The organism is Chryseobacterium sp. 2P (assembly GCF_059579425.1).
The window spans coordinates 4223827-4236942 of record NZ_CM184194.1; the positions used below are offsets into that span (position 1 = coordinate 4223827).

At 36.1% G+C, this 13116-nt stretch carries 11 protein-coding genes; 8 read left to right on the plus strand and 3 right to left on the minus strand.

Going from position 1 to position 13116, the window contains the following annotated elements:
* Positions 1-96 precede the first annotated feature (96 nt).
* From infB to rimP, 3 genes are all read right to left on the minus strand, one after another.
* Complete coding sequence (gene infB, locus AC52CF_RS19320; protein WP_290264662.1) at positions 97-3123, minus strand: translation initiation factor IF-2; 3027 nt, start codon at positions 3121-3123, stop codon at positions 97-99.
* Between the two features lie 80 nt (positions 3124-3203).
* Positions 3204-4439: a transcription termination factor NusA gene (nusA, locus tag AC52CF_RS19325; protein WP_116097380.1), complete on the minus strand. Its 1236-nt coding sequence runs from the start codon at positions 4437-4439 to the stop codon at positions 3204-3206.
* Between the two features lie 15 nt (positions 4440-4454).
* A complete protein-coding gene (rimP, locus tag AC52CF_RS19330; RefSeq protein WP_076391758.1) occupies positions 4455-4922 on the minus strand; it encodes a ribosome assembly cofactor RimP in 468 nt (155 codons plus the stop codon).
* 217 nt (positions 4923-5139) lie between these two features.
* On the opposite strand from rimP, the gene AC52CF_RS19335 reads away from it, so the two are divergent.
* The 8 genes from AC52CF_RS19335 to AC52CF_RS19370 all read left to right on the plus strand — a co-directional run bounded on the left by AC52CF_RS19335 (position 5140) and on the right by AC52CF_RS19370 (position 13114).
* Positions 5140-6453, plus strand: a complete 1314-nt coding sequence (locus AC52CF_RS19335; protein ID WP_290264649.1) for a UDP-glucose dehydrogenase family protein — start codon at positions 5140-5142, stop codon at positions 6451-6453.
* A gap of 4 nt (positions 6454-6457) precedes the next feature.
* A complete protein-coding gene (gene rfbB / locus AC52CF_RS19340) occupies positions 6458-7537 on the plus strand; it encodes a dTDP-glucose 4,6-dehydratase (RefSeq protein ID WP_214588291.1) in 1080 nt (359 codons plus the stop codon).
* Between the two features lie 21 nt (positions 7538-7558).
* Complete coding sequence (gene rfbA / locus AC52CF_RS19345; protein ID WP_214588290.1) at positions 7559-8422, plus strand: glucose-1-phosphate thymidylyltransferase RfbA; 864 nt, start codon at positions 7559-7561, stop codon at positions 8420-8422.
* Positions 8423-8695: 273 nt separating this feature from the next.
* Positions 8696-9436 carry an ABC transporter permease gene (locus AC52CF_RS19350; RefSeq protein WP_214588289.1) on the plus strand — a complete coding sequence of 247 codons (741 nt, stop codon included), beginning with the start codon at positions 8696-8698 and terminating at the stop codon, positions 9434-9436.
* Positions 9436-10632 carry an ABC transporter ATP-binding protein gene (locus AC52CF_RS19355; RefSeq protein WP_375181101.1) on the plus strand — a complete coding sequence of 399 codons (1197 nt, stop codon included), beginning with the start codon at positions 9436-9438 and terminating at the stop codon, positions 10630-10632. The genes AC52CF_RS19350 and AC52CF_RS19355 overlap by 1 nt, the downstream gene beginning before the upstream one ends.
* 8 nt (positions 10633-10640) lie before the next feature.
* Positions 10641-11723, plus strand: a complete 1083-nt coding sequence (locus AC52CF_RS19360; protein WP_496517574.1) for a DegT/DnrJ/EryC1/StrS family aminotransferase — start codon at positions 10641-10643, stop codon at positions 11721-11723.
* 1 nt (position 11724) lies between these two features.
* Positions 11725-12429 (plus strand): WbqC family protein, encoded by a 705-nt coding sequence (locus AC52CF_RS19365; RefSeq protein ID WP_496517575.1) that lies wholly within the window; start codon positions 11725-11727, stop codon positions 12427-12429.
* 4 nt (positions 12430-12433) lie between these two features.
* Positions 12434-13114 carry an acetyltransferase gene (locus AC52CF_RS19370; protein ID WP_496517576.1) on the plus strand — a complete coding sequence of 227 codons (681 nt, stop codon included), beginning with the start codon at positions 12434-12436 and terminating at the stop codon, positions 13112-13114.
* Positions 13115-13116: the final 2 nt, after the last annotated feature.

Here is a 13116-nt window from a genome sequence, read left to right on the forward strand (position 1 = left end):
AATTAATACAGAAATTATTTAGAATAATTATAAATTAAAAAAAATAATCCGACTTGTTCAAGTCGGATTATTGCCTCATATAGATAAAATATTATGTTATTTTAACTTTTTCTTCACAGCAACCTCTTCATAAACTTCAAGAATGTCACCTTGTTCAATATCATTGTAGCCTTTCAGGTTCAATCCACATTCGTAACCTTTGGTTACTTCTTTCACATCATCTTTGAAACGTTTTAAACTTTCAAGTTCACCATCGAATTTCACGATACCGTCTCTTAGCAAACGTACTTTAGACTGTCTGGTAACTTTTCCGGTAAGAACCATACAACCTGCAATGGTTCCCACTTTAGAAATTTTGAATACTTCACGAATTTCAACATTACCGATAACCTGCTCCTGAATTTCAGGAGAAAGCATCCCTTCCATTGCTTCTTTTACCTCATCAATCGCTTTATAGATTACAGAATAGGTTCTGATCTCAATTTCTTCACGGTCCGCAAGATCTTTAGCATTTGCTCCGGCTCTTACGTTGAATCCAATAATAATTGCATCAGATGCTGCTGCTAGGTTGATATCAGATTCAGTGATCTGTCCAACACCAGAGTGAAGGATTTTCACGCTGATCTCTTCTGTTGATAATCTCTGTAACTGATCAGATAATGCTTCTACCGAACCATCCACGTCACCTTTAAGGATAATGTTCAATTCCTTGAATTCTCCCAATGCAATACGTCTTCCCAATTCTTCAAGCGTCGTATGCTTCTTGGTTCTGATGGAAAGCTCTCTCTGAAGCTGTTCTCTCTTGTTGGCAATCGCTTTACCCTCACTTTCATCGGCGTAAACACGGAATTTATCACCTGCTGTAGGTGCTCCGTCCAGACCTAAAATAGTTGCCGGGATTGAAGGACCTGCCTCAGAAAGATTCTTACCTCTTTCATCAAGCAAAGCTTTTACTTTACCGTGATTTTTACCAGCTACCACATAATCACCAACTTTTAAAGTTCCAGTCTGTACAAGCATTGTTGCAACATACCCTCTACCTTTATCCAAAGATGCTTCGATAACTACTCCGTTAGCGGAACGTTCCGGATTCGCTTTTAACTCAAGCATTTCTGCCTGAAGCAACACCTTTTCAAGTAACGCATCTACATTATTACCAAATTTCGCTGAAATTTCCTGCGCCTGAACATTTCCTCCCCATTCTTCTACCAAAACTGATGGATTAAGACCGGAAAGCTGCTGACGGATATTATCAGGATTCGCATTCGGTTTATCTACTTTATTGATGGCGATAATCATTGGAACTCCCGCTGCCTGCGCGTGAGAAATTGCTTCCTTCGTCTGAGGCATTACATCATCATCCGCTGCAATTACGATAATTGCAATATCGGTAACTTGTGCACCTCTAGCTCTCATCGCTGTAAAGGCTTCGTGACCAGGGGTATCTAAGAATGTAATTCTTTGTCCGTTTTCCAATTTTACATTATATGCTCCAATATGCTGCGTAATTCCTCCGGATTCACCGGCGATTACGTTTGTTTTTCTGACGTAGTCAAGCAATGATGTCTTACCGTGGTCTACGTGTCCCATTACTGTTACAATCGGAGCTCTTGGCAATAAATCTTCTTCAGAATCAATTTCCTCCTCTGCTTCAGATTCTCCAAGATCTGCATCAGAGAATTCTATTTTATATCCAAATTCATCTGCTACCAATAATAAGGTATCCGCTTCCAACCTTTGGTTCATGGTAACCATTACACCCAATGAGAAACAAGCAGAAATTACTTCTGTAGGAGACACATTCATTAAACTTGCCAGTTCACCAACCGTGATGAATTCTGTTACTTTTAATGTTCTGTCTGCCGCATCAATTTCCTGCTGACGCTCGTCCTGTTCTCTACGGAAGTTTCTCTTATCTTTTCTGTGCTTAGCAGATTTAGATTTACCTCCTTTATTGGTTAATTTTTCAAGGGTTTCCTTGATCTGGTTTTTAACTTGTTCGTCTGTTAATTCAACAGGCATTGTTCTTTGACCCGGTCTGTTACCTCCTTGTCCGCCTCTGTTGAATCCACCTCTGTTTCCACCTTGTCCACCCTGACCTTGAGGACGGTTTCCTTGTCCGCCCTGGTTATTTCCAAAACGGTTTCCACCTTGACCTCCCTGTCCTTGAGGACGGTTTCCTTGTCCACCTTGACCTTGAGGACGGTTTCCTTGTCCGCCCTGGTTATTTCCAAAACGGTTTCCTCCTTGACCTCCCTGTCCTTGTGGACGGTTTCCTTGTCCCTGATTATTTCCTCCTTGTTGGTTATTGTTTCCACCCTGCTGATTTCCTCCGCCCGGTTTCTCAATTCTCTTTCTTTTCTTTTTAGCTCCAGCTCCAGGTTTAGGTGCAAACTGAGTTAAATCGATTTTTTCTCCAACGATTTTAGGACCGTCAAGTTTTTGATAAACGGTTTCAATTTTTTGTGGTTCCTGAGACTCCTCTTCTGCTTTTGCAGGTTCAGCCGTTTTTTCTTCAACTGATTTTGCAACCGGCTTTTCAGCAACAACAGGCTGCGGAGTTTCTTTTACAGGTTCTGCAGGTTTAGCCACAGGTTTTTCTTCTTCTTTCTTCTCCTCCGCTTTTGGTTTATCTTTTTTCACAGGTCTGTTTCTGGATTCGATCTGGGAAAGATCTATTTTATCAAGAACTTTAAATTCCTGCTTTTCAGGAGTTGCCTTTACTTCAGGAGCAGGTGCAACTTCTTCTTTTTTCTCTTCCACCACAGGCTGTGGTTTTGGAGCCGGAACTTCTTCCACTTCAGGTTTTTTAGGTTCTAAATCTATTTTACCTAAAATTTTAGTTTCCGGTTTGTTAGCTTTAGCTCTTATTACTTCAGGGGTTTTCTTTTCTTCAATTTCCAGTTTTTCTTCCGGAACTTTCGTGATCACCACCTCATGGGAAGCTTTACGCTGTTCGCCGTCCTTGGCAAACTCAGCCTCCAATGCAGAATATGCCGCTTCTTCTAATTGAGCGTTAGGATTGCTTTCAACCTCAATGCCTTTTGACTGTAAAAATTCTACTAATCTGGACATCGAAATATTGAATTCCTTAACCGCTTTATTTAATCTAATTTTTGGCATCTATATTATTTACTATTTTTTTTAATTCTTAAAATTAAAGTATTTCTTTTTTACTGTTTATTAAAATTTATTTACAAATCTTAATCTTCGAATTCTTCTCTAAGAATACGCTTCACTTCTTCAATCGTTTCCTCTTCAAGGTCGACCATATTCAGCAAGCTTACAGTTTCTTTATCTAAAACTGATTTTGCAGTAGTAAGACCTACTTTTTTAAACTCATCCAAAATCCACTGTTCGATATCATCATTAAACTCTGTAAGTTCAACATCATCATCTTCGCTGGACTCTCTGTGTACATCAATCTCATAACCTGTCAACCAAGAAGCAAGTCTGATATTCTGGCCCTGTTTTCCGATTACTTTAGAAATCTCTTCAACCGGAGTATATACTAAAGCGTATTCCTGCTCCTCGTTGATATCAATTTTATTGATGGTAACGTTTCCTAAAGCTCTCTTCACCAAAATCTCAGGGTTTTTAGACCACTGAATAACATCGATGTTCTCATTTCTCAACTCTCTTACCACGCCGTGAATTCTGGATCCCTTCACTCCCACACAAGCTCCTACCGGATCAATTCTGTCGTCGTAAGCATCTACTGCAATCTTCGCCTTTTCTCCAGGAATTCTCACTACTTTTTTAAGAATAATAGTTCCGTCCTGAATTTCAGGGATTTCCAGCTCTAATAGTTTTTCTAAGAATTTAGGTGCAGTTCTGGAAATAATAATCTGCGGTTTTGAACCTTTGAAATCTACTGTTTCAACAATAGCTCTGATATTCTCACCCTTTTTAAAGAAATCGGATGGGATCTGGTTTTCTTTAGGCAAAATGAATTCGTTCCCTTCATCATCCAGCAAAATCACGTGCTTATGACGGATATGGTGGATCTCTCCTACTACAATTTCCCCGATTCTGTCTTTAAACTGCTCGTACAACATCGCATTGTTGTGCTCCTGCAATTTTGTAGCCAAGATCTGCTTCAGGGTAAGAATATTTCTTCTTCCCAACTGTGCAACAGGAATTTCCATCGTAAAATCTTCTCCCACTTCAAAAGTCGGGTCGATTTTCTTAGCTTCAGAAATCTCAATTTCCAGATCATCATCTTCAGACATTTCGTCCTCCACGATGGTTTTATTTAAAAATATCTGAAAATCTCCTTTATCAGGGTTTACAATCACATCAAAATGATCATCCGAATCATATCTTTTTCTCAAAAGTGTCTTCAGAGAATCTTCAATAATTGCCATAAGATCAATCTTACTGATCCCTTTTTCGTCTTTAAAATCACCGAAGGATTCAATCAACGCTATATTGTCCATTTATTCTTTTTTCTTTTAAAATTTAATTGTTACTAATGCTTTTTTAATCTCAGAGTACGGAATTTCTTTTTCCTCCTCCACATCCACTTTTCCTTTACCGATGTCTTTCGGTTTGCGGTAACGCAGGATCAGTGTGATTTTTTCTTCATCTACTTTTGCCAGTTCGCCTTCCGTTTTCGTAGAGTCATTCAGTAAAACTTCAATTTCTCTTCCGATATTTTTTGCAAATTGTCTTGGAGTTGCCAAAGGCTCGCTCAATCCCGCAGACATTACCTGCAGGCTGAAATCATGTTCTTCGCGATCCATATTAAATTCTATCGCGCGGCTTGCATCAAGGCAGTCCTGTAAAGAAACACCATTGTCACCATCCAAAATCACTGTGATGTCATCCCCCGCAGAAATTTTCAGATCAATAAGAAACAGATCTTTTCTGGTCTCGAGGAATTCATGTAATAATTCTTCAATTCTTTTTCTAAACTCCATATTTTAAAATCTTGATTTACCAGTACGAAAAAAGGCTTTCTTCCGAAGGCCTTCCCATGTTTTTCCGTAAATCCATTGCAAATATACTACTTTTTCTTGGAAAAGCAAAATATCTTATTATCAATATGATAACTTAAATTTTATTTACACGAAATTAAAGACACAGATCATGGTATTTTTATTACTTTTGTGTTTGAATTTTTTAAAAACATACATTTTGAATATTACCATTGTAGGAACAGGTTATGTAGGACTGGTTACAGGAACCACTTTGGCAGAACTTGGCAATTCAGTATACTGTGTAGATATTGATGAAAAAAAAGTAGAAGGTATGAAAAACGGCGTAGTTCCCATCTATGAGCCGAATCTTGAAGAAATGTTCCTGAGAAACATACAGGCTGAAAGATTATTTTTCACTACCAATTTAAAAGAAGCTTTGGACAAAAGCGAAGTTATTTATTTGGCCTTGCCTACTCCGCCCGGAGAAGACGGATCCGCAGATCTTTCTTATGTATTGAAAGTAGCAAACGATATTGGCGAAATGATGACGGAATACAAAGTTATTGTTAATAAAAGTACCGTTCCCGTAGGAACAGCCGATAAAGTTCGTGAAGTTATCGCTTCAAAAACCCAGATTCCTTTTGATGTGGTTTCCAATCCTGAGTTCTTAAGGGAAGGTTTCGCAGTAGAAGATTCTATGAATCCTGCGAGAGTGGTTGTTGGAGCAAGTTCTGAAAAGGCACAGGAAATTATGGCTAAAATTTACCAGCCATTTACCAACACCGGAGTTCCTATTATTTTTATGGATGAAAAATCTTCTGAGCTTACAAAATATGCAGCTAACTCATTCTTGGCAGTAAAAATTACTTTCATGAATGAAATTGCCAATTACTGTGAAAAAGTTGGCGCTGATGTGGATAAAGTGAGGCTTGGAATGGGAAGTGACGACAGAATCGGTCATCGATTTTTGTTTCCGGGAATCGGATACGGCGGAAGCTGTTTCCCAAAAGATGTGAAAGCATTGATAAAATCCGGAAAGCAGGAAGATTTTAATTTTCAGATTTTAGAAGCGACCGAAAACGTAAATATTGCCCAGAAAGTAATTCTTGTTTCTGAAATTGAAAAATACTTTGGAGGAAATATCGAAGGGAAAACGATTGCAATGTGGGGATTAGCCTTCAAAGCAAATACCGATGATATTCGTGAGGCTTCTTCATTAGATAATATTGCGTTGCTTTTAGAAAAAGGGGCAAAAATTGTTGCTTATGATCTGGTTGCCGAAAATAATGTTCAGAAATTGTTAGGAGATAAAATCCAATACGCAAGAAATATGTACGAAGCTCTGGACAATGCAGATGCTTTGTTTATTGCAACAGAATGGCCGGAGTTCAAAAACCCGAATTTCGAACTGATGGCGAAAAGAATGAACAATAAGGTAATTTTCGACGGAAGAAATATGTATCCGCTGGAAATTCCTGAGCAGAATGGTTTTTATTATAAAAGTATAGGACGCAAAACAGTTTTAAATTAATCAAATGAAAAATATAATCATTACGGGAGGAGCTGGCTTTATCGGTTCGCACGTGGTAAGAGAGTTTGTAAAAAACAATCCTGAAACAACGATCATCAACCTTGATGCACTTACGTATGCAGGAAATCTTGAAAACCTGAAAGACATCGAAAACGAACCCAATTATGTTTTCGAAAAAGCCGATATTACAAAACCTGAAGAATTAAGAAAAGTTTTCGAAAAATACAATCCGGATGCAGTAGTGCATTTAGCTGCGGAAAGTCACGTAGACCGAAGCATTACAGATCCGATGGCATTCATTAATACCAACGTGAACGGAACTGCCAATCTTCTGAATCTTTGTAAGGAATTCTGGACGTTAAATCCGGACCATACGCATGGAAGATTCCCGGATGAGAAGAGAACGAATCTTTTCTACCATGTTTCTACAGACGAAGTATATGGAAGTTTAGGCGAAACAGGTTTTTTCTTAGAAACTACAGCATATGATCCACAGTCTCCGTATTCGGCTTCAAAAGCAGCTTCAGACCATTTGGTGAGAGCTTACGGAAATACATACGGAATGCCGTTTATTATTTCGAACTGTTCAAATAATTACGGCCCGAATCATTTTCCGGAAAAACTGATTCCTCTATGTATTTCAAATATCATCAATGAAAAACCTTTGCCTATTTACGGTGACGGGAAATATACAAGAGACTGGCTTTTTGTCATCGATCACGCTAAAGGAATCCACCAGATTTTCAATGAAGCCAAAACAGGAGAAACATACAACATCGGAGGTTTCAACGAATGGCAGAATATTGATTTGGTAAGAGAATTAATCAAGCAAATGGATGCTAAATTAGGCAGAGAAGAAGGCTACTCTGAAAAATTAATTACTTTTGTAAAAGACAGACCGGGACACGATAAAAGATATGCTATTGACGCAACAAAACTGAATAAAGATCTTGGCTGGAAGCCATCGGTAACATTTGAAGAAGGCTTGGCAAAAACCATTGACTGGTATCTTGAGAATAAAGAATGGCTGGAACACGTAACGAGTGGAGATTATCAGAAATATTACGAAAAACAGTATCATTAAAAATTAAACACAGATTAAAAGATGAAAGGTATCATTTTAGCCGGAGGTTCCGGAACCAGACTTTACCCTCTTACCATCGCTGTCAGCAAGCAGTTAATGCCTGTTTACGACAAACCGATGATTTATTATCCTCTTTCTACATTGCTATTAGCAGGAATTAAAGATATTTTAATTATTACAACGCCTCACGATCAGGAAGGATTTGTTAAATTATTGGGAGACGGATCTCAGATCGGATGCAATATAGAATATGTGGTTCAGCCAAGTCCGGATGGTCTTGCGCAGGCTTTTATTTTGGGAGATCGGTTTATAGGAAATGACGCCGCTGCGTTGGTTTTAGGGGACAATATTTTTTACGGCTCAGAAATGGGAACTTTGCTTAAAAACAAGACCAATCCGGATGGAGGTGTCGTTTTCGCGTATCACGTTTCAGACCCTGAAAGATATGGCGTTGTAGAATTTGACGATAACCTTAAAGCCGTTTCAATTGAAGAAAAACCTTTAAAACCAAAATCAAATTACGCCGTTCCCGGATTATACTTTTACGATAACGAAGTGGTTGAAATTGCTAAAAACATTCAGCCTTCCGCGAGAGGAGAACTGGAAATTACTGATGTAAACAATGTATATCTTCAAAAAGGAAAACTGGAAGTAGGTGTTCTCGACAGAGGTACAGCGTGGCTGGACACAGGAACATTTGATTCTTTAAACGATGCTTCTGAGTTTGTAAGAGTAATTGAAAAGAGACAGGGCTTTAAAATTGGCTGCATTGAAGAAATTGCTTTCAGAAATAAATTCATCGACGAAGAAAAATTACTGGAAACCGCAACCAAATACGGAAAAAGCGGTTATGGCGAATACCTAAAAAAATTAGTCAATAAATAATCGACTAAATTAATACATTTTAAAACTATTGGCTTTACGGCTGATAGTTTTTTGTTCATAATAGTAAATATTAATATATTAGTTATACTTTTTCATTTTATGCAAGTAATAATTTACAACGCATACAAATTGAAAATCAATTAATTGTTATAAATTTGAAAAAAATCTACTTTGAAAACCGTAGTATACACATCTGATAAAGAAACACATTTTTTTAAAGAGCTTGTCTCTATTTATAAAGACATTCGATCATCTAATTTTTTAGCCTTTCAAATGACCAAAAGAGACATACAGGCTCAATACAGACAGTCATTGCTAGGTTTCTTTTGGATATTGGCTCCCGTACTTATTAATTCCTTGGTTTGGTTATTTTTGAATGGTTCCGGCGTTGTAAATGTAAATACTCCGGCTGGAATACCCTACCCAGTTTTTGTGATTTTGGGAACCACTACCTGGAACATCTTTGCTGAAACCATTCAAAGTCCTATAAATTCTGTCAATGCAGGAAAATCAATTATTTCAAAAATCAATTTTCCTAAGGAGTCTCTTTTAATGAAGGGACTATATACTACCTTGTTCAATTTGGCAATAAAAATGATCCCGGTAATTCTTATTCTGATTATTTATCAGATAACACCATCCTGGAATTTACTACTTTTTCCTTTTTACATTTTTTCATTAATAATTTTCGCATTTACCATTGGTCTTCTAATAACTCCTTTAGGGTTAATTTACACCGACATAAGTAAAGTTTTAACAACAGGAATTCCTTTCCTGATGTATGTAACTCCTGTTGTATATGCTGCTCCTTCGGTAGGATTTTTTAAATTTTTATTTAAGCTAAATCCTTTAACTTATATTATTAATGATACCAGAAATACATTGACAGGAACAGAAACTCAGTCTTTAACATTTACAATCGGCTTAACGGTTTTAAGTATATTTTTTTTACTAATTGGACTGGTCATTTTCAGAAAATCAATGCCAATCGTTATTGAAAAAATCGCAGGATAATGGAAAAGGATAACGAAATATTGGTTTCCGTACAGAATGTATCGAAGAAATTCAGCAAAAATCTTAAAAGTTCTCTTAAATATGGAGCTTTAGATATCATTCGAAGTACTTTAGGGCTACGCGTGAACAAAGATTTGCGTCCTCAAGAGTTCTGGGCTGTACATGATGTAAGTTTTGAGCTGAAAAGAGGAGAATGCATTGGACTGATAGGACATAACGGAGCCGGAAAATCTACACTTCTGAAAGTTTTAAACGGGCTTTACAATCCTGATAAAGGCAAGATTGTAATGCGAGGAAAAATAGGCGCTTTAATAGAACTAGGTGCAGGCTTCAATCCTATACTTACAGGAAGAGAGAACATTTACAATAATGCTTCTATATTGGGGTTTACAAAAAAAGAGGTTGAAGAAAAAATGAATTCAATCATAAACTTTTCTGAAATTGGCGAATTTATAGATACCCCTGTACAAAACTACTCTTCGGGAATGAAGGTTCGCTTGGGCTTCTCGGTTGCCGCTCATCTTGAACCTGATATCCTGATCATTGATGAGGTATTAGCTGTAGGAGATCTGGGTTTTATTCTGAAATGTTTTAGCAAAATAGATGAGTTACTCCCTCGTACTGCTGTTATTTTTGTTTCTCATAGTATGCCAATGATATCAAGGATCTGCAATGAAGTAATCTTAATGGATCATGGAAAAGTTGAATACTGCGGAAAAGAAATCGGAAAAGGGATACAGCTTTATTACAATAAATTTTCAAATAACCATCAAAATAAAGTATACGATACCAAAACTTTCGGATTAATTTCGGTTCAAACAGACCTTTTGAATAATAAAATTCATCGTCATAAGGATTTCAATTTAACATTCGAATTTGAGGTTAATGCTGCTATTGAAAGATTACCTATATTATATCTTGAGTTTAAAGATAAAGAACAAAAACCAATTGCTGGTATATCTGTAAAAGAATACAGAGAAAACATAAAAGAAGGATCAAAGATAACTTATAAAATTACTGTGAAAAATCCTCTTTTTACATTAGGAAAATATATATTAGATTTAGGACTCTATGATCCCTCAACAGAATCCCCTTATATCCGTATTAACAATATCATTGAGTTTACTGTTGGTGGTGAAAAGGAACAATGGATTCCCTTTGAATTAGAAAGCGAAAATATCATAACTTTACATTAAAATTTATTATGATTCCCGTAACCCAACCTTTCTTACCTCCTCAGGAAGAATATCAGAAATATCTAGCTGGCATCTGGAAAAGAAACTGGCTCACCAATATGGGTCCATTGGCAAGTCAATTGGAATTGGAACTGAAAGACCATCTAAAAGTTAACCATCTACTATTTGTAACAAATGGTACTGTTGCCATACAAATGGCCATAAAAGCTTTGGATCTAAAAGGTGAAATTATTACAACGCCTTTTTCTTTTGTAGCAACAACAAGTTCCATTGTCTGGGAAGGATGTACGCCCGTTTTTGTGGATATAGATTCTAAAAGTCTCTGCATAGATCCAACAAAAATAGAAACAGCAATTACAGAAAAAACTACAGCTATTCTTGCAACTCATGTTTACGGTAATCCATGTGACGTTGAAGCAATAGATCAAATTGCTAAAAAGCACAATCTGAAAGTTATCTATGATGCGGCACATGCTTTTGGAGTAGAAGTTAACGGAAAATCTATTTTTGAATTCGGAGACATTTCTACCTGTTCATTACATGCTACTAAACTTTACCACTCTATAGAAGGTGGATTACTTATAGCAAAAAAACCTGATGTATTAAAGAAACTGGCAACCATAAGAAATTTTGGAATTGCAAGTTTCGACTCTTTCTCAGATTTAGGGATCAATGGTAAAAATTCGGAGTTTCACGCGGCAATGGGACTTGCAAATTTGAAATACATAAATAATATTCATGATAAGAGAAAAACTTTGTCAGAATTGTATGACAAAAAACTATCCACTTTCAAATATAAAAAACCAATTTGGCATTCTCAGTCTAAGGAAAATTATGCTTATTATCCTATTATTTTAGAAAGTGAAGAAGTTCTTTTACAGCTTAAGGCGGAATTGGAAAGGCAACAAATATATACAAGAAGATATTTTTATCCAAGCCTTGCTTCAGCATTGCCTTATTTGCCAAAATTAGAATTGCCTGTAACAGAAGATATTTCCAAAAGAGTATTATGTCTTCCTTTTTATTATGATCTAACTCCTGAGGAAATAGAATATATTGTAAGAATCATACTTCGATTCCAAAATAATTAATATGAAAATTGCTGTAATGCAACCCTACATTTTTCCTTATATAGGATATTTCCAAATGATTAATGCAGTTGATAAATTCATTTTTTATGATGATGTAAATTTTATCAAACAAGGCTGGATCAACAGAAATAATATTTTATTATCAGGAAAAAGTTTTTTATTTACAGTTCCTTTGTCTAAGGCAACGTCATTTACCTTAATAAAGGATACTGAAATAAATGTAAAGTTGTATGAAAACTGGAAAACAAAATTTCTATTAACACTTTCTCAAAACTACAAAAACGCACCATTTTTTAGTGTTGTTTATGAATTGGTAGCAGAAGTCTTTAATAAAAATAATAGATCTATAAGCGATCTGGCAATAGACAGTATCCTTTCAGTTTCCCGATATTTAGGATTTACAACTCAGTTTATCATTTCTTCTCAATCTTACCAAAATCAAAATTTAGAAAGACAGGAAAGATTGTTGGATATTTGCAAACAGGAAGACGCAACAGATTATATTAACGCCATTGGAGGGCAGGAACTCTATAAACAAGAAGACTTTTCCCAGAAAGGAGTAGCCTTACATTTTATTAAATCATTACCTTTGGAATATAAACAGTTTAAAAATATTTTTGTTCCCCACTTATCAATCATTGACGTACTAATGTTCAATAGTATTGATGATATAAAAAATATTTTGAATAAATATGAATTAAAATAACATTATGGAAAAAATTGTAATTTTTGGAACCAGTCAGTTAGCCAGTTTAGCACATTTTTATTTTACGCATGACTCCCCGCATGAAGTGGTAGCTTTCACTTTAGACAGCGATTATATTACTGAAAATGAGTTCAGAGGTCTTCCCGTTGTATCATTTGAAGAGATTGAAAAGCATTATCCGCCTTCTGAATATAAAATGTTCTTACCTATTAGTTTTAAGCAAATGAGCTTTCTCAGAAAAAGAAAATTTGAAGAGGCAAAAGCAAAAGGGTATAAATGTGTAAGCTATGTTTCCAGCAAAGCAAGCACATGGCCGGATCTTACGGTAGGTGAAAACTGTTTTATTTTTGAAGATAATACCATTCAGCCTTTTGTAACAATTGGAGACAATTGTGTTTTATGGAGCGGAAACCATATCGGTCACCATACTAATGTTCATGACCATGTATTTATCACTTCTCATGTAGTTATTTCAGGATGTTGTGAAATTGGTGAGAATTCATTTTTCGGAGTCAATGCCACAGTTCGTGACGAAACCAATATTGGTAAAGCATCTTTAATTGGTATGGGTGCTATCATTACAAAAGACACACCTGAATTCAGCATTTGGCTGGGTGCAAAATCTACCATGAGAGACGATAAGAGTATTGATATAGATAGTATTTCTCATAAAACAAAAGGGTAAAT